We start from the raw sequence: 17,102 nt of genomic DNA, 5'->3' as shown, positions 1-17,102 counted from the left end.
CCCCATTAGGCTTTTCGCTCGTGTCCCAGATCTCCCGCAACGAGGTGGCCCACCTGGCCCGGCTGGCCCGTCTGGCGCTGACCGACTATGAGCTCGACCACTTCGCCGGTCAACTCGACGCCATCTTGGCGCACGTCAGCCAGATCCAGGCCGTCGACGTCACCGGCGTGCAAGCCACCGGCAATCCGCTCAAGGACGTCAACGTCACGCGCCCCGACGAGATCGCGCCGTGCCTGACGCAGGAGCAGGCGCTGGCCGCGGCGCCGCAGGCCGTGGACGGCCGCTTCGCCGTCCCGCAGATCCTGGGGGACGCCGAGTGAGCGACCTCATCCGCTCCGACGCCGCCACGCTGGGTGCCAAGATCGCCGCCAAGGAGCTGTCGTCCACCGAACTCACTCAGGCCTGCCTGGACCAGATCGCGGCAACCGACGACCGGTACCACGCATTCCTGTACGTGGCCGCCGACCAGGCTTTGAGCGCGGCAGCCGCCGTCGACCAGACGCTGGCCGCCGGCGAACAGCTGCCATCTGCGCTGGCCGGCGTGCCACTGGCGCTCAAAGACGTGTTCACCACCGTCGACATGCCCACCACCTGCGGTTCGAAGATCCTGCAGGGCTGGCGGTCGCCCTACGACGCCACCTTGACGCTGCGGTTGCGCGCGGCCGGGATCCCGATCCTGGGCAAGACCAACATGGACGAGTGCGCGATGGGCAGCTCGACCGAGAACTCCGCCTACGGCCCCACCCGCAACCCATGGAACGTCGACCGGGTGCCCGGTGGCTCGGGTGGTGGCAGCGCCGCGGCGCTGGCCGCATTCCAGGCGCCGCTGGCCATCGGGTCCGACACCGGGGGCTCGATCCGCCAGCCGGCCGCGCTGACCGCGACCGTCGGTGTCAAACCCACCTACGGCACGGTGTCGCGCTACGGGCTGGTGGCCTGCGCGTCGTCGCTGGATCAGGGCGGCCCCTGCGCACGCACAGTGCTGGACACCGCGCTGCTGCACCAGGTGATCGCCGGGCACGACCCCCGCGACTCCACTTCCGTCGATGCGGCGGTGCCCGATGTGGTCGGTGCCGCGAAGGCCGGCGCTAAAGGCGACCTGAGCGGAGTGCGCATCGGGGTGGTCAAGCAACTCCGCGGTGAGGGCTACCAGCCGGGAGTGCTGGCGTCGTTCCAGGCCGCTGTCGAGCAGTTGACCGCTTTGGGCGCCGAGGTCAGCGAGGTCGACTGCCCGCACTTCGATCATGCGCTGGCCGCCTACTACCTGATCCTGCCGTCGGAGGTGTCGAGCAACCTGGCCCGCTTCGACGCGATGCGCTACGGACTGCGGGTCGGCGACGACGGCAGCCGCAGCGCCGAGGAAGTGATGGCCATGACCCGCGCCGCCGGCTTCGGCCCGGAAGTCAAGCGGCGCATCATGATCGGTACCTACGCGCTGTCGGCCGGTTACTACGACGCCTACTACAACCAGGCCCAGAAGGTGCGCACGCTGATCGCCCGCGATCTCGACGAGGCCTATCGATCGGTCGACGTGCTGGTCTCGCCCGCGACTCCCACCACCGCGTTCCCGCTGGGGGAGAAGGTCGACGACCCGCTGGCGATGTACCTGTTCGACCTGTGCACATTGCCGCTGAATTTGGCGGGACATTGTGGCATGTCGGTGCCGTCGGGGCTGTCCCCGGACGACGGGCTGCCGGTCGGGTTGCAGATCATGGCGCCCGCCTTGGCCGATGACCGGCTCTACCGAGTAGGAGCCGCCTACGAGGCAGCCCGCGGCCCGCTGCCCTCACCGATTTAGGCGCGAGCAGACGCGGAATCGCACTGCGCGGGCCCCGCGCATGCGATTCTGCGTCTGCTCGCGGCCCGAGCCAGCCGCGGTGCAAGATGATGGCATGCGGATTGGACTTCTCACGGGAGGCGGCGACTGCCCAGGCCTCAACGCCGTCATCCGAGCCGTGGTGCGCACCTGCGATGCCCGGTACGGCTCGTCGGTGGTCGGGTTCCAGGACGGGTGGCGCGGATTGCTGGAAAACCGGCGCATGCAATTGCGCAACGACGACCGCAACGACCGGCTGCTGGCCAAAGGCGGAACGATGCTGGGCACCGCGCGCGTGCACCCGGACAAACTGCGCGCCGGCCTTAACCAGATCATGCAGACCCTGGACGACAACGGCATCGACGTGCTGATCCCGATCGGCGGGGAAGGCACCTTGACCGCGGCGCACTGGCTGTCGGAGGAGAACGTGCCGGTGGTCGGCGTGCCGAAGACCATCGACAACGACATCGACTGCACCGACGTGACTTTCGGCCACGACACGGCGTTGACGGTCGCGACCGAAGCCATCGACCGCCTGCATAGCACCGCCGAATCCCATCAGCGGGTGATGCTGGTGGAGGTGATGGGCCGCCACGCCGGCTGGATCGCGCTCAACTCCGGTCTAGCCTCCGGCGCTCACATGACGCTGATCCCCGAACAGCCCTTCGACGTCGAGGAGGTGTGCCGGCTCGTCAAACAGCGCTTCCAGCGCGGCGATTCGCACTTCATCTGTGTGGTCGCCGAGGGCGCCAAACCGGTCGCCGGCTCCATCCAGTTACGCGAAGGCGGGATTGACGAGTTCGGCCATGAGCGTTTCACCGGGGTCGCCGCGCAGCTGGGCGCCGAGGTGGAGAAGCGGATTAACAAGGATGTCCGGGTGACCGTGCTCGGGCACGTCCAGCGAGGTGGCACCCCGACGGCCTACGACCGGGTGTTGGCCACCCGCTTCGGTGTCAACGCCGCCGACGCGGCACACGCGGGCGAATACGGCCAGATGGTGTCGCTGCGCGGACAAGACATCGGCCGTGTTCCCCTGGCGGACGCGGTTCGCCAACTCAAGCTGGTGCCGCAGAGCCGCTACGACGACGCCGCCGCTTTCTTCGGCTGACGCCGGCGTTTCGCACCGATCGCTCGAAATTCGTCGAACATCCGGTAGCGCGGGCTGAACGCCAGGATAATTCTTGCTTGACTGCTGCTTGCATTTCCAGGATCCCCCTTATTTACGGTTTTCGGGCAAATCAGCCCGGCTATACCGTGGGGTATGAGCAACCGCGATCCCGCTCGCGGAGACCTGCCTCAGGCCACCCCACCGACGCCGCGATCGGCGCCGAATTGGCACACCGCCCCGCCCTGCCGCCGCCCTCCGGCCGAGTGGGCGTCCACCACGGACCCGCGGGTCTACCGCCGCCAAGCCCCTGCCTACCGTTCGTCTGCGCCCTGGTCGACGGCTCGGACCCCCGCAGCGACACCGATCGCCCCGCCGCCTCCTCGTGAGCGGGCCCCCGGTGGGATGGCACTTGACGTTCTTGACGAGCAGCACACCGACGACACGAGCGGTTTCAGCTGGCGAGACCTGATCTGGCGCATCAGCCGCGGAGACTTCGGCCCCGGCAAAGGCCCGGCTTACGAACGTGAGCTGCGCGACCGCGTCCGCGCCCCGGTCGGCAGCGCGTTTCCCATTGCGGTGCTCAACCTCAAAGGCGGGGTCGGCAAGACCGCCGTGGTCGAGGCACTCGGCTCGACTTTCGCGCAGGTGCGCAACGACCGGGTGGTTGCCGTCGACATCGACGGCGGCGATTTGTCCGATCGGCATGGCCGTCGCAGCCGGCTGAATATGGTGGACCTGCTCATGGACGATTCGGTCACCAGATATCCGGATGTGCGGGCGCATACCTATATGAACAGCTGCGGGCTGGAAGTGCTCGGCCTGCCCGAATATGCGAAGAGCAATTGGCGAGTGGAGCGCAGCGACGTCGTCAAAGTGTTTTCCATTCTGCGCAAGCACTACTCGGTGGTACTCGTGGACTGCGTCAAGGCGCTCGAGTCCAGCGCAATGGAAGCGGTGTTGCCGGAATCGCAGGCCCTGGTGGTCGTTACCAGCACTTCCATCGACGCGATACGAAAGACCAGAATCACGTTGGAATGGTTGCGTAACAACGGGTATCACACGATGCTCGCGACGGCGGTGTTAGCGATCAACCACACCGAACCGGGCCGGCCGAGCACTGTGGCCGGTAAGGAACTCGAGCAGTTGTCGGCCGACGTGGCGGCCACCGTGGTCCTGCCGTTCGATCGGCACATCCATGCGGGCAAAGAAATCGGTCTGGACCGGTTGAGCAAGGAAAGCCGGCGCGCCTACCTCGAGCTGGCGGCCGCGTTGGCGGACATGTTCCCAAAGCGGGTCCCAAAGCGGGTGTAGTGGCAGATGTCCGGCTCCGGGGGGTTCCCGGTCGGCACTAGGATCGAGCCCATGACTGCTGCCGCCCGGGCTTCAGGGGCCGACCTGCTGGACTTCGACGACGTCGTCGCCCGCTTCGATCCGGTTCTCGGACTGGAAGTTCACGTTGAGCTGTCCACCGCGACCAAGATGTTCTGCGGCTGCGCGACGGCGTTCGGTGCAGAGCCGAATACCCAGGTATGTCCGGTGTGCCTGGGGCTGCCCGGTTCGTTGCCCGTGCTCAACCGGGCCGCGGTCGAGTCGGCGATCCGTATCGGCTTGGCGCTGAACTGCGAGATCGTTCCCTGGTGCCGCTTCGCCCGGAAAAACTACTTCTACCCGGACATGCCGAAGAATTACCAGATTTCGCAGTATGACGAGCCGATCGCCATCAACGGTTACCTCGAAGCGCCGCTGGAAGACGGCACCACCTGGCGGGACGAGATCGAGCGCGCTCACATGGAGGAAGACACCGGCAAGCTGACCCACATCGGCAGCCAGACGGGCCGCATCCACGGGGCGACGACGTCGCTCATCGACTACAACCGCGCCGGTGTGCCGCTGATCGAGATCGTGACCAAACCCATCGAGGGAGCCGGAGCACGTTCGCCGCACGTCGCCCGCGGCTATGTGACCGCGTTGCGAGACTTGTTGCGGGCACTGGACGTATCCGACGTGCGGATGGACCAGGGATCGATGCGCTGCGACGCCAATGTGTCGCTAAAGCCTAGGGGTACAACGGAATTCGGTACTCGAACGGAAACAAAGAACGTCAACTCGCTCAAGAGCGTCGAGGTCGCGGTGCGCTACGAGATGCAGCGTCAGGCCGCGATCTTGGTGGCCGGCGGCCAGATCACCCAAGAGACCAGGCACTTCCACGAGGCCGGCTACACCAGCCCCGGCCGTACCAAGGAGACCGCAGAGGACTATCGGTATTTTCCTGAGCCCGATCTGGAGCCGGTCGCACCCAGCCGTGAGCTGGTCGAGCAACTGCGCCACACCATTCCTGAGTTACCGTGGCTGAGCCGCAAGCGAATTCAGCAGGAATGGGGCATTTCCGACGAGGTGATGCGGGATTTGGTGAACGCCGGCGCGGTCGAATTGGTCGCTGAGACCGTCAAGCACGGAGCCTCCAGCAAGGAGGCGCGCTCGTGGTGGGGGAACTTCCTGGTGCAGAAGGCCAATGAGGCCGGTATCGGGCTGGACGAACTGGCCATCACGCCTGCCCAGGTCGCGGCCGTCGTGCGGTTGGTCGAGGACGGCAAGCTGTCCAACAAGCTCGCCCGCGAGGTCGTCGAAGGTGTGCTGGCCGGCGAAGGCGAACCCGAGCAGGTGATGACCGCCCGAGGCTTGGAGCTGGTCCGAGACGACTCGGTGACCCAGGCCGCTGTTGACCAGGCGCTGGCCGCCAATCCCGATGTGGCCGAAAAGATTCGGGGCGGCAAGGTGGCTGCGGCGGGAGCGATCGTCGGCGCGGTGATGAAGGCCACCCGCGGGCAGGCCGACGCGGCCCGGGTGCGCGAGTTGGTGTTGGCGGCCTGCGGTCAGGGTTAGCCGGTTCGCTGACTGGTCTCTACGAGTTCGCTACGAAAGGTGTCGAAAGAGGTCGCCGCGATTCATGATGTTGGGGTGATCGATGAATCGTTCGACGACCTGATGACGATGCTGGATTCCCCGGTATTCGTGGTGACAACCCAGGCCGATGGTCATCCGTCGGGTTGTCTGGTCGGCTTCGCCACGCAAACGAGCGTGCAGCCGCCGAGTTTCATGATCGGCATGCCCAGGAGTAATCGCACCGCCGAGGTAGCCGGCCGATCTGACCATGTGGCGGTGCATTTGTTGGCGCAGCACCATCGAGCACTGGCCGAACTGTTCGCCACTCAAACGGCGGACGACACCGACAAATTCGCTCGCTGCTCATGGCGCGCCGGCCCGTTTGGGATGCCGATTCTCGATGACGCGGTGGCGTGGTTCGTCGGCAGGACAGTGAGTCGCAGCGATGTCGGAGACCACGTGTGCTACCTGCTGGAGCCGGTGAGCGTCTGGGCTCCCGAGTGCTCCGACGAACTGCTTTACCTCTCCGACATCGACGACCTCGACCCCGGCCACGAGGAACCCACAGGGCGGTTCTATGGACCCACCGAGGTGTCCCGCCGGTACGGCGTGCGGTTCACCCTCGACGTGCCATGAGCACCTGCTGAGCGCATCATCACATCAGCGCCGTCGCGCGCCACGTTGCGGCGGTAGGGATTTGTCGCTGATAGTCGGGTGCGACGCGCACCAGCACCGTCAGAGGCTCCTGGAGGCTCGTGTGGTTGCTGTGACAGGCGTGAGTTTGTGCCGACCGGGCTAGGTCTTGTCGTCGTTGTTGCGTGGGAATCCGCCGCCCTGCGGGAACAACGGAAACACCACATCGTCGAGCTTCTCCGCGTCACCGGCGGTCTTGTTGACCGTCGCACCCCAGACGTTGCCGTCCGGCGACATTCGCAGGGCCCAGGCATGTGCGTGGGTGTCCTTACGGACCACATCGGGTTCGCCCGTCACCGCGCCGGTCGACGGCGCGAGCCGGACCGCGACCGTCAGCTTGGTATTGATCAGGTTGACCAGCACGGTGCCGTCCATGGCCGCACACCCGGCCACACCGGGCTTGTCCGGCCAGGTCCACACCGTCGAGACCTCCGACTTCTTGGTGATCCGCTGTAGCCGGTCGGCCCCGGGCGTGCGATCGACGACGTAGAGCGAGCCGTCGACGGGATCGATGCACATGCCGCCGCCCGAGCCGATCCCGGTCAGCGCCGTAGTCGGCGGCGCCTGCCCGATGGTCGTGGGCTGTTCGATGCGCAGCACCTTGCCGGCCAACGAACTGGGATCGGCGGCCAACGCCGGGTTGCCCGCATCGCCGGTCATGACAACGAGCGTGGTGGGACTGGTGAAAATCAGCGCCCCGGTGTTACCGGTAGCACCTTTGGGGATGCCGGTCAGGATGTCCTTCGGGACGTCGCCGTCGGCTATCCGGATGACGCGATTGTCGCTAGGCGTGCTGATATAGGCATACATCAGCCGGTCCTGCGAGTATGTGGGCGACAGCACGATATCCATCAAGCCGCCGTCACCGGCCGGGTCGACCGGGATGACCATCTTCACCTTGGGCTCGGCGCTGATCGAGATTTCCTTGACGGCGCCGGTGATGCGTTCGGCGACCAGGGCGGTCTTGCTGTCGATCCCCATGATCAGGCCGCTGGTGCTCTCCAGACAGCCCTGCATGACGCCTGGCGCCGGACATGCCTTCGGGAATGGCGTGGGAGGCAGCGGCGGCGGCGGGGGAGGCGTAGAGCTGGGCTGAGGCCGAAGTTCGGGATCCGTGGTGAAAGGCTGCGACTGGGCATCGTTGAACCGCGCGCAGCCGCTCGCGACCAGCATCACCGCACACAACGCGGTGAGTGCGCACCGAACCGACCGCCGTATCCGCATGACCGACAGGCTACGGACTTTGGCTGCGCCCCCGCCACCTGCCACCGCCGCATCGCAGGCTCAATCAACCATGGGTGGTCTGCCGGAGCCCGATTTGGGGCCTGCGGCGGGGCTCACGGCGCACGAACTGCCGACTCAACAGGCGAAAGCGCCGCTCAAATCCCAAATTCAGGACTAAATGCCCTTACCCTGGCACGAGTGACCAGTTCGAATGATTCACATTGGCAGCGGCCGGACGGTTCCCCGGGGCCAACCGCGGGACGCCCCGTTTCGGCAAGCCTGGTCGACCCCGAAGACGATTTGAGCCCCGGCAGCTACTCGGGCGACTTTGGAAATACCGGTACCACCACGGTCATCCCGCCCTATGACCCCGCCAATTCCGGTGTCGTCAACTCGGGATACCACCTGGTCGAGGCGCAGGAGCCACTTCCATACGCCCAGCCGCAGCCGCCCGTGCGGCCGATGACATCAGCACCCGCGATCGACATCGACGAGGACGACGAGCGAGTACGCGCCGCCGGCCGGCGCGGCACGCAGCATCTGGGTCTGCTGGTGTTGCGCGTCGGGCTGGGCGCGGTCCTGATCGCCCACGGATTGCAGAAGCTGTTCGGCTGGTGGGGTGGCTCCGGGGTCACCGGATTCAAGAACTCACTGTCCGACGTCGGCTATCAGCACGCCGACATCCTCGCCTATGTGGGTGCCGGCGGCGAGATCGTCGCCGGAGTGCTGTTGGTGCTGGGCCTGTTCACCCCGCTAGCGGCGGCGGGAGCACTGGCGTTCCTGATCAATGGTTTGCTCGCGATGGTCTCGGCCCGGCCGCAGTCGCACTTCACCTACTTCCTGCCCGACGGGAACGAATACCAGATCTCGCTGGTGGTGATGGCTGTTGCGGTCATCTTGAGCGGCCCCGGCCGCTACGGCCTCGACGCGGGCCGCGGCTGGGCACAACGCCCCTTCATCGGGTCATTCGTGGCGTTACTGGCCGGCATTGCCGCCGGGATCGCCGTGTGGGTGTTCCTCAACGGGGTGAACCCGCTGGCCTGAGCATCCTTACCGGTAGGGGTTGGGAACCCGCCCCGAGCTGGCCTCGGTCAATTGCGGCAGGGTCGAGAACGTGACCGCGGGCAATCGCAGGTCGGTACCGTCCTTGAGTCGGGCCCGCGCCCACGAACCCCGGTGGAACCGCAGGCCGTCGATGTCGTCCCAGCGCACTGTCCTGCTACCCAGCAGCGTCCGCACCGTCACCCCGTCGTCGTCGGCGACGGTGCGCAGCCTGACGATCAATGCCGACAACAACACCGGGATGAGCAGCAGCAGCGCACTCGGCGGCCACGCCAGCACGGGTATGAGTAGTCCCAGGGTCGCAAATCCCACGGCCAGGTGCGCGATCGGTGACACCTTGATCACCACCGGTGAGCCAGTAACCACCCTCGTATCATTCCACCGTGCGCGCGCTGTGCCGCGGCCGCGCGGTCCCGCCCGCCCATGCGGGCGTGTTATGGCACCGGATTTGACGGTTGAGCTGTGCGAAGGCTACCGTCAGACGCTATGGACACCGCCGGAGAGCCCGGAATGCTCCCCACAATGCTTGTAGTACTTGGTCGGCGCGTTGGTGCCTGACTAGGTCGACCGAGCACCAACGCGCAACCCTCGTGCAGCAGCTGAGCTGGCGGGGGTTTTTTCTTGCCCACCAACGAGACCGCCACCGCAATAAAGGATTAACACGACAGTGAGCGCACCAGCGAAGCCACACTCACCGACATCGCAAGGCGGGGAAAACGGCGCCAAACCGTCGGTGCCCCAACCCAGACATGTTGCGCCGCAGCAACTTACCGGGGCGCAGGCGGTCATCCGGGCCCTGGAGGAACTCGACGTCGACGTCATCTTCGGGATTCCGGGCGGCGCCGTCCTGCCGGTGTATGACCCGCTGTTCGACTCCCAGAAGCTGCGCCATGTGCTGGTCCGCCACGAGCAGGGCGCGGGCCACGCCGCCAGCGGCTACGCGCACGCCACTGGCCGGGTCGGGGTGTGCATGGCGACGTCGGGCCCGGGTGCGACCAACCTGGTGACGCCGCTGGCCGACGCGCAGATGGACTCGATCCCGGTGGTCGCCATCACCGGTCAGGTCGGCCGCGGGCTGATCGGCACCGACGCCTTCCAGGAGGCCGACATCTCCGGCATCACCATGCCGATCACCAAGCACAACTTCCTGGTCCGCACCGGCGACGAAATTCCCCGGGTGATCGCCGAGGCATTCCACATCGCGGCATCTGGTCGTCCCGGAGCCGTGCTCGTCGACATCCCCAAGGACGTGCTGCAGGGCCAGTGCACGTTCAGCTGGCCGCCGCGGATGGATCTGCCCGGCTATAAGCCCAACACCAAACCGCACAACCGCCAGATCCGCGCGGCCGCCAAGCTGATCGCCGCCGCGCGTAAGCCGGTGCTGTATGTCGGCGGCGGTGTCATCCGCGGCGAGGCGACCGAGCAGCTCCGCGAACTGGCCGAGCTGACCGGCATCCCGGTGGTCACCACACTGATGGCCCGCGGAGCGTTTCCGGACAGCCATCGGCAGAACCTGGGCATGCCGGGCATGCACGGCACGGTGGCCGCCGTGGCAGCACTGCAGCGTAGCGACCTGCTGATCGCGCTGGGCACCCGTTTCGACGACCGGGTCACCGGAAAGCTCGACTCCTTCGCCCCGGAGGCCAAGGTCATCCATGCCGACATCGACCCGGCCGAGATCGGCAAGAACCGGCACGCCGATGTCCCCATCGTGGCCTGCGTCAAGGCCGTCATCGCCGAGCTGATCGCGATGCTGCGCCACTATGACATTCCCGGGACCCTCGAGCTAAGCGATTGGTGGGCGTATCTCGACGGGGTTCGAAAGACCTATCCGCTGAGCTACGGACCGCAAAGCGATGGCAGCCTCAGTCCGGAGTACGTGATCGAGAAGCTGGGCGAGATCGCCGGCCCGGACGCCGTCTATGTCGCCGGCGTCGGCCAGCACCAGATGTGGGCGGCGCAGTTCATCAAGTACGAAAAGCCGCGGACCTGGCTGAACTCCGGCGGGCTGGGCACCATGGGGTTCGCCATCCCGGCGGCCATGGGAGCCAAGATGGCGTTGCCCGACACCGAGGTGTGGGCGATCGACGGCGACGGCTGCTTCCAGATGACCAACCAGGAACTGGCCACCTGCGCGATCGAGGGCATACCGATCAAGGTGGCGTTGATCAACAACGGCAACCTGGGCATGGTGCGGCAGTGGCAGAGCCTGTTCTACGAGGAGCGCTACTCCCAGACCGACCTGGCCACCCACTCGCACCGCATCCCCGACTTCGTCAAGCTGGCCGAGGCCTTGGGTTGCGTCGGATTGCGTTGCGAGCGTGAGGAAGACGTTGTCGACGTGATCAACCAGGCTCGGGCGATCAACGACTGCCCGGTGGTGATCGACTTCATCGTGGGCGCCGACGCACAGGTGTGGCCGATGGTGGCCGCGGGCACCAGCAACGACGAGATCCAGGCCGCCCGCGGCATCCGTCCGCTGTTCGACGACGAAAGTGAAGGGCACGCCTAATGGTGAACGGGTCGCCTAAGACGCACACGCTCTCGGTCCTGGTCGAAGACAAACCCGGCGTGCTGGCGCGCGTCGCGGCGCTGTTCTCCCGGCGCGGTTTCAACATCGAATCGCTGGCGGTGGGCGCGACCGAGCAGAAGGACATGTCGCGGATGACCATCGTGGTCGCCTGCGAGGAGACCCCACTCGAACAGGTCACCAAGCAGCTGAACAAGCTGATCAACGTCATCAAGATCATCGAACAGGACGAGGATCATTCGGTGTCCCGGGAATTGGCGCTGATCAAGGTCCGTGCCGACGCCGGTACCCGCAGCCAAGTGATCGAAGCGGTAAACCTCTTCCGCGCCAACGTGATTGACGTATCGCCGGAATCCCTGACCGTGGAGGCCACCGGTAACCGCGGCAAGCTTGAGGCGCTGCTGCGAGTATTGGAGCCCTTCGGTATCCGCGAAATCGCTCAATCCGGAATGGTGTCGTTGTCCCGCGGCCCGCGGTGTATCGGCACTGTTAAATAACCAACAAGGAGAAACGCAACAGTGGCATTAGAGATGTTCTACGACGACGACGCAGACCTGTCGATCATCCAGGGCCGCAAGGTCGGCGTCATCGGCTATGGCAGCCAAGGCCATGCGCACTCGTTGAGCCTGCGCGACTCTGGCGTGCAAGTGCGCGTCGGGCTGAAGGAGGGCTCTAAGTCGCGGGCCAAGGTCGAAGAGCAAGGCCTGGAGGTCGACATACCGGCCGAGGTTGCCAAGTGGGCCGATGTGATCATGCTGTTGGCCCCCGACACCGCCCAGGCGGAGATCTTCGCAGCCGACATCGAGCCCAACGTGAAGCCCGGCGACGCGTTGTTCTTCGGCCACGGCCTCAACATTCACTTCAACCTGATCAAGCCGCCCGCCGACGTCACCGTCGCGATGGTCGCCCCTAAGGGCCCGGGCCACCTGGTGCGCCGCCAATTCGTCGACGGCAAGGGTGTGCCCTGCCTGATCGCCGTCGACCAGGACCCGACCGGAAACGGTGAGGCGCTGGCGCTGTCCTACGCCAAGGCCATCGGCGGCACCCGCGCCGGCGTCATCAAGACCACCTTCAAGGACGAGACCGAGACCGACCTGTTCGGTGAACAGGCCGTATTGTGTGGCGGCACTGAGGAATTGGTGAAGGCCGGGTTCGACGTGATGGTCGAGGCGGGCTACCCGCCGGAAATGGCGTACTTCGAGGTGCTGCACGAGCTCAAGCTGATCGTCGACCTGATGTATGAAGGCGGGATCGCGCGGATGAACTACTCGGTGTCCGACACCGCGGAATTCGGCGGCTACCTGTCGGGCCCGCGCGTCATCGACGCGAGCACCAAGGAGCGGATGCGCGAGATCCTGCGCGAGATCCAGGACGGCACCTTCGTCAAGAAGCTGGTCGCCAACGTCGAGGGCGGCAACAAGGAGCTCGAGCAGCTGCGCAAGGAGAATGCTGAGCATCCCATCGAGGTCACCGGCAAAAAACTGCGCGACCTGATGAGCTGGGTGGACCGGCCGATCACCGAGACGGCGTAGCTTTCGGCGCGTCGAGACTGAATCTGCGCACACGCGCGTCGGCGTGTCGCGTGCGTAGGTTCAGTGTCGGCGCAGGCGGTCGGCGGTCTGGACCACCCGAACGCCGGAGGCGGCCCGGCCGGCCCCCGCATTAACGTATTGGGTGGCGACTAATGATGGTGCTGCCTACATTCCGCCGGGGTGTTTCTGCGTAAGACGATGTCGGTGGCTGGCGGGCATAGTGAGGAGTTTGATGCCCGTTGGTTCGGGTGGGTGAATCCGGCCGCTAAGGCGGTGCGGGCGGCCCGGGAGTTCGGGGATACGGTGAGCGCCGTGGCGACGTCGTGGCCGATGCCGTCTGAGTATTTAGCCGAGCAGCCGGTGCCGGAAGTAGCGACCGGTGTGAAACCGAATGACGGCCTGATAACGCGGCGGCGACGTTGTCGACGGCACGGGCGCACCGTCTGCAGGCCGTGGATGCGGCGCTGTATTCAGATTTGGTGGGATCGGATGAATCGGTGGTGCGTGATTACTGCCGTGAGTTGTTCTGCCAGTTGGCGTTTGGCGTTGCGGGGGAAGGGTTTGTCGCCGGCTGTGCAGTCGGTTGCGCAGGCGTTGGTGGCCCAACGTTGGCCGGACTGCCCAGGAGTGGGCAGTGCTCGGGGAGGAACACGAGGACGCGCTGGTGATGATGGCATGTCAGCGGCCGGGGTTGAGCGGGCCGGAGAATCCCAACCAAACGATCAGCTGCACAAGGGAATTCGTGGGGTGTCGGCAGTTGGAGGTGCTGCTGTGCTGGGAGCGCCACGGCGCCGACCTTCTCAATGTGGTGTACGCCGCGTGGGTCGCCGGCATACGGGCACCGCTGAGGCTACCAGTCCATTAATGAGCGAAACCCGTTCGACATCAGATGATTTGGCTGACGGCCGGCCTTCCTGTGCGCAGTTGTTACGCGCAACGCAGTAGTGTTACGTGTAACATCGTGGTGTGAGGAACCGAGTAGCAGAGCACCGGGCGCGGATGAGGCAGCGCGGATACAAGGAGGTCCGGTACTGGGTGCCGGATGTCACCAGCCCTGAATTCATCCAGCGAATTCACAATGAGGCAGCGGCGCTAAATGAGGCCGACCAGCGCGAAGACGCGGCGAAGTTCCTTGACGACATCCAAGCCGAGAGGATCACCGAGCAATGAAGGTCGAGCCAAAACGGGGTGACCTCTGGACGCTCGCCGGAGGCGGCGGCAAGCTGACCACCAAACCGCGGCCCGCACTCATTATCACAAGTGACGTCTTCTCCGACTTCGACTTCGTGACGGTACTGCTAATAACGACAGACCACACCGAGGGATTTACTCGCATCCCCATCCCGGCAAGCCAACAGACGGGACTCACCGAACCGTCCATGATCCAGGCAGACACGATCGTCACAGTCCTCCGACGCAATTTGCAACAACGATGTGGATACGTAACCCCAACCGTGCTCGCAAAAGTACGCGAAGTCGTCACCGCCTACCTTGGCTTCGGAGGATGACGCTCGCGAGCTACATCCACGCCCCCGGCGCGCAAGCGGAGCTGGTCGTCATCGGTCGGCGACAAGGAGCTGCGCTACGACCTGGGCCAGCTGGGGCATCGCTGACGACCCGGTGGCGCCTTACCGTGCTTTGGGTGTGGCCCGGCCTGGGTTGGTCGGGTTAGTTCATTGGGTGAGTATTGCGGCGTTTGTGGCGGGTGGACCGCATTTTGTCGCGTGCGCATGAGCTGTATCCGGCTGGTGGCGCGGGTGAGTCGTTGCCGGCCTCGGGTGGTGGGTCGGTGCCGGGGTCACCTGAAGCTGTCGGCGGGTTGCAGGCGGGTGTGACGAGGGCGGCGGGCTCGTATCAGCAGGCCCGTGCGGGTGCTGCGGGTCTGGACGAGGAGCTGCGGGAAGCCGCCGCGCAGGGCCGGCTGGCTTCGGGGGTGATCCGGGATCAGGCCCGCGCGGTGGCGGCTTCGACTGCGGCGTTGGGCTGCTCACCGGCGGGGGCGCATCTGATCATGGCGGCGATGGATCAACACCTTTCAGCGATGCAGGGCCAGCTGCAAACGACTGAGACCCAGTACCGGGCTGCGTCGGCGACCTTGCGGCAAACCGCGGCCGGGTACCAAGCACTTGCGGGTGGCGCCAAGGACTCCCCGCCGGCGGCGCCGTTAGATTCGTCAACTAAGACTAAGTGAAAACCTGGCGATAAGCGCCATATGCCTTACAGCGCCGGCGTGGGCGGGATGGGGCCGCCGAATTCGGGCACTGCGCCGGAGTGGGTCGATGTTTACGACAGGACAAGTGGGTCGCTGGTCGCGTTGTCGAATTCCTTGCTGTCTGGTGGGTCGAGACCAAATTCGCGCGGCCCATCTTTCGTCCTGAGTCCACGTCCGGTAAGTCGGCGATCACAACACCCGGTATCCGATCCCGGCGAGAGCTCGGGCTGGTGATCTGCCATCGGCACTTCCCGGTAGGTTTTGCTCCGCGAGGATGTTCAGGCCCTCGCCACCGGTCACCCCGTACAGCGCCGTCGAGACCGGATCCTCGGGTGGCGTCGGCGGCGTATGAATACGGATCGCCCAAAGCGTTTGTGAGGCCGCGATTACTCGGAAACCGCACAGCGGCGGGTCCACTTCGTACAGCTCAATGTCGCCTGTGCCGAACACCGGTGCCACGGTGTTCGGCACGGATCCGATTAACCGCGCTGTGCCGATCAATTCGCTTTCGCGCATCACTGCTTCCTGAGGGGCGATGATCAGGAGCCCAACGACGTGAGCCGGTCGGCGACCTGGACTACCCGGCGCGCCAGGTGCTCCAACGCGTCACCGGTCGCCCCGTCGAACTCGTTGATATTGTCGTGAGTCGAGACCAGGCTTGCCCCATAGGGATTGCCGTCGACGAACTTCAGCGGGTGAGTGTATCCGGGTGCCACGATGATGCCGCCGAAATGCATCAGCGTGACATACAGGGTCAGCAGCGTGCTCTCCTGACCGCCGTGCAGGGTGTTAGACGAGGTGAAGCCCGCATACACCTTGTCGGCGAGCTTGCCCTCAGCCCACAGACCACCGAGTCCGTCCAGGAAATCACGCAGCTGGGAGGCGACCGAACCGAAGCGGGTGGGGGAGCCGAAGATCACCGCGTCGGCCCACACGATGTCGTCACCGGTGGCGGCCGGAAGACCTTTCGTTGCTTCGTAATTCGCCGTCCAGGCCGGGTTGTGCGCAAACGAGGTAGGGTCGCGGGTCTCGGTCACGTGGCGAATGCGGACTTCGGCGCCGGAGGCCTCGCCCGCCGCGGCGACCCGTGTGGCCATCGTCGTTCCATGGCCGGTAGCTGAGTAGTAGATGACTGCGAGTTTCGTCATGGGGTCAGCGTATGTCCCCGTACGGTAACGCCGCCGGCCGCGATGACTTGGCGATCGAGGCCACGCATCGCTTCACTACCAAAATGATGGCATCCTAATGGGATGCGTACTACCATCGATAACGCCGGACGCTTGGTAATTCCGAAGTCGCTTCGTGAACAGGCGGGCATTACCTCTGGTGAGGTGGAAATTTTCGTCGACGGTGCTGCGATCCGGATCGAAAGCGTGGCGACCGACGACCTCGTCGAAGAGGACGGACTTCTGCTGCTGCCCAGTGGTGGGCCAGAGATCGACGCCGAGGCGGTCAGAAAGTTGCGCCTTGCCGACCAACGCTGAACACGTCCTGGTCGACACCAGCGCAGCGCTTGCGCTGGCGCAGCGTGAGAATCCGTTTCATCTGGCCTCCCGAGCGCGGCTCCTGGCATGTCGGCGTGGAATGTCGGGGCATGCCGCGGTGGAGCTGCTATCGGTCCTCACCCGGTTGCCGCCGCCACACCGCCTCAAATCTGCAGCGGCACTGCGCCTAGCGGAGACGAATTTTCCGGAGTCCCGCTTCCTGTCGGCGACGGATACAAAAGACCTGTTGCGAGAGTTTGCCGAACTGGGCTTGGCCGGCGGCGCGGTTTACGACGGTCTGGTCGGCGCTGCCGCGCGCAAGCACAAGCTGCCACTGATAACTTGCGACCGCCGGGCCGAACTGACATATCGCGTTCTGGGCGTCAACTATGAACTGTTGTCACCGATTTCGCGGTGACACCTGACCCGGCGGTCGACGAGCGGCAAGCGGTGCGCCGGCGATAGTCACGGCGTTCCTAGCCCGAAGTTGCGACCGTCTGGATAGGTGATTTGGGCTTTGACGTGGGGTTTTGATGGTTTTGGGTGTTTTGGGTCTGA

20 protein-coding genes are annotated in these 17,102 nt (G+C 65.3%); 16 read left to right on the top strand and 4 right to left on the bottom strand.

Features of this window, described 5'->3' with window-relative positions:
* The first annotated feature begins 20 nt into the window (after nt 1-20).
* The 6 genes from gatC (at nt 21) to BST40_RS14605 (ending at nt 6,443) form a co-directional block, all read left to right on the top strand.
* The gene (gene gatC / locus BST40_RS14630; RefSeq protein WP_075545866.1) at nt 21-320 is read left to right on the top strand and encodes an Asp-tRNA(Asn)/Glu-tRNA(Gln) amidotransferase subunit GatC; all 300 of its coding nucleotides are present in this window, start codon (nt 21-23) and stop codon (nt 318-320) included.
* On the top strand, nt 317-1,798 hold the full coding sequence (gene gatA, locus BST40_RS14625) for an Asp-tRNA(Asn)/Glu-tRNA(Gln) amidotransferase subunit GatA (protein ID WP_083154578.1): 1,482 nt from the start codon (nt 317-319) through the stop codon (nt 1,796-1,798). Before gatC ends, gatA begins: the two co-directional genes overlap by 4 nt.
* A 94-nt stretch (nt 1,799-1,892) precedes the next feature.
* Nucleotides 1,893-2,924, top strand: coding sequence for an ATP-dependent 6-phosphofructokinase (locus BST40_RS14620; protein ID WP_036411949.1), 1,032 nt, complete (start codon nt 1,893-1,895; stop codon nt 2,922-2,924).
* Nucleotides 2,925-3,326: 402 nt separating this feature from the next.
* Nucleotides 3,327-4,235, top strand: coding sequence for a MinD/ParA family ATP-binding protein (locus tag BST40_RS14615; RefSeq protein WP_240316608.1), 909 nt, complete (start codon nt 3,327-3,329; stop codon nt 4,233-4,235).
* A gap of 51 nt (nt 4,236-4,286) precedes the next feature.
* Complete coding sequence (gene gatB / locus BST40_RS14610) at nt 4,287-5,807, top strand: Asp-tRNA(Asn)/Glu-tRNA(Gln) amidotransferase subunit GatB (RefSeq protein WP_083154575.1); 1,521 nt, start codon at nt 4,287-4,289, stop codon at nt 5,805-5,807.
* Between the two features lie 39 nt (nt 5,808-5,846).
* Entirely contained in the window at nt 5,847-6,443 is a 597-nt protein-coding gene (locus BST40_RS14605) for a flavin reductase family protein (RefSeq protein WP_075545870.1), read from the top strand.
* A gap of 159 nt (nt 6,444-6,602) precedes the next feature.
* Here BST40_RS14605 and BST40_RS14600 read toward each other — a convergent pair whose 3' ends face one another.
* Entirely contained in the window at nt 6,603-7,724 is a 1,122-nt protein-coding gene (locus BST40_RS14600) for a PQQ-dependent sugar dehydrogenase (RefSeq protein WP_082275273.1), read from the bottom strand.
* A 198-nt stretch (nt 7,725-7,922) separates the two neighbouring features.
* On the opposite strand from BST40_RS14600, the gene BST40_RS14595 reads away from it, so the two are divergent.
* Nucleotides 7,923-8,768, top strand: coding sequence for a DoxX family protein (locus BST40_RS14595; protein ID WP_075545871.1), 846 nt, complete (start codon nt 7,923-7,925; stop codon nt 8,766-8,768).
* 6 nt (nt 8,769-8,774) lie between these two features.
* On the opposite strand, the gene BST40_RS14590 is transcribed toward BST40_RS14595, so the two are convergent.
* The gene (locus tag BST40_RS14590) at nt 8,775-9,152 is read right to left on the bottom strand and encodes a PH domain-containing protein (protein WP_075545872.1); all 378 of its coding nucleotides are present in this window, start codon (nt 9,150-9,152) and stop codon (nt 8,775-8,777) included.
* Nucleotides 9,153-9,453: 301 nt separating this feature from the next.
* Here BST40_RS14590 and BST40_RS14585 point away from each other — a divergent pair, with 301 nt between their 5' ends.
* The 7 genes from BST40_RS14585 (at nt 9,454) to BST40_RS14555 (ending at nt 15,039) form a co-directional block, all read left to right on the top strand.
* Nucleotides 9,454-11,298, top strand: a complete 1,845-nt coding sequence (locus BST40_RS14585) for an acetolactate synthase large subunit (protein WP_075545873.1) — start codon at nt 9,454-9,456, stop codon at nt 11,296-11,298.
* Nucleotides 11,298-11,813 (top strand): acetolactate synthase small subunit, encoded by a 516-nt coding sequence (ilvN, locus tag BST40_RS14580; RefSeq protein ID WP_075545874.1) that lies wholly within the window; start codon nt 11,298-11,300, stop codon nt 11,811-11,813. Before BST40_RS14585 ends, ilvN begins: the two co-directional genes overlap by 1 nt.
* A gap of 33 nt (nt 11,814-11,846) precedes the next feature.
* A complete protein-coding gene (gene ilvC, locus BST40_RS14575) occupies nt 11,847-12,848 on the top strand; it encodes a ketol-acid reductoisomerase (protein WP_089025153.1) in 1,002 nt (333 codons plus the stop codon).
* A 634-nt stretch (nt 12,849-13,482) separates the two neighbouring features.
* Complete coding sequence (locus BST40_RS14570; RefSeq protein ID WP_075545876.1) at nt 13,483-13,713, top strand: hypothetical protein; 231 nt, start codon at nt 13,483-13,485, stop codon at nt 13,711-13,713.
* A gap of 101 nt (nt 13,714-13,814) precedes the next feature.
* Nucleotides 13,815-14,018, top strand: a complete 204-nt coding sequence (locus tag BST40_RS14565; RefSeq protein WP_142276734.1) for an antitoxin MazE-like protein — start codon at nt 13,815-13,817, stop codon at nt 14,016-14,018.
* A complete protein-coding gene (locus tag BST40_RS14560; RefSeq protein WP_075545877.1) occupies nt 14,015-14,356 on the top strand; it encodes a type II toxin-antitoxin system PemK/MazF family toxin in 342 nt (113 codons plus the stop codon). Before BST40_RS14565 ends, BST40_RS14560 begins: the two co-directional genes overlap by 4 nt.
* A 281-nt stretch (nt 14,357-14,637) precedes the next feature.
* Nucleotides 14,638-15,039, top strand: coding sequence for a hypothetical protein (locus BST40_RS14555; protein WP_176357365.1), 402 nt, complete (start codon nt 14,638-14,640; stop codon nt 15,037-15,039).
* 210 nt (nt 15,040-15,249) lie between these two features.
* On the opposite strand, the gene BST40_RS14550 is transcribed toward BST40_RS14555, so the two are convergent.
* Together BST40_RS14550 and wrbA are read right to left on the bottom strand one after the other, a co-directional pair.
* Nucleotides 15,250-15,576 carry a hypothetical protein gene (locus BST40_RS14550; RefSeq protein ID WP_075545395.1) on the bottom strand — a complete coding sequence of 109 codons (327 nt, stop codon included), beginning with the start codon at nt 15,574-15,576 and terminating at the stop codon, nt 15,250-15,252.
* Nucleotides 15,577-15,599: 23 nt separating this feature from the next.
* A complete protein-coding gene (gene wrbA / locus BST40_RS14545) occupies nt 15,600-16,208 on the bottom strand; it encodes an NAD(P)H:quinone oxidoreductase (RefSeq protein ID WP_075545394.1) in 609 nt (202 codons plus the stop codon).
* Between the two features lie 102 nt (nt 16,209-16,310).
* Here wrbA and BST40_RS14540 point away from each other — a divergent pair, with 102 nt between their 5' ends.
* Both BST40_RS14540 and BST40_RS14535 read left to right on the top strand, forming a co-directional pair.
* The gene (locus tag BST40_RS14540; RefSeq protein WP_116526581.1) at nt 16,311-16,544 is read left to right on the top strand and encodes an AbrB/MazE/SpoVT family DNA-binding domain-containing protein; all 234 of its coding nucleotides are present in this window, start codon (nt 16,311-16,313) and stop codon (nt 16,542-16,544) included.
* A complete protein-coding gene (locus tag BST40_RS14535; protein WP_075545393.1) occupies nt 16,528-16,962 on the top strand; it encodes a type II toxin-antitoxin system VapC family toxin in 435 nt (144 codons plus the stop codon). The genes BST40_RS14540 and BST40_RS14535 overlap by 17 nt, the downstream gene beginning before the upstream one ends.
* The last annotated feature ends 140 nt before the right edge of the window (nt 16,963-17,102 follow it).

The sequence above is a fragment of the Mycobacterium persicum genome (assembly GCF_002086675.1).
Taxonomy (GTDB): Bacteria; Actinomycetota; Actinomycetes; order Mycobacteriales; family Mycobacteriaceae; genus Mycobacterium; species Mycobacterium persicum.
Note: the sequence above shows the minus strand (reverse complement) of the source record. Positions and strands in the feature narration are given on the sequence as shown.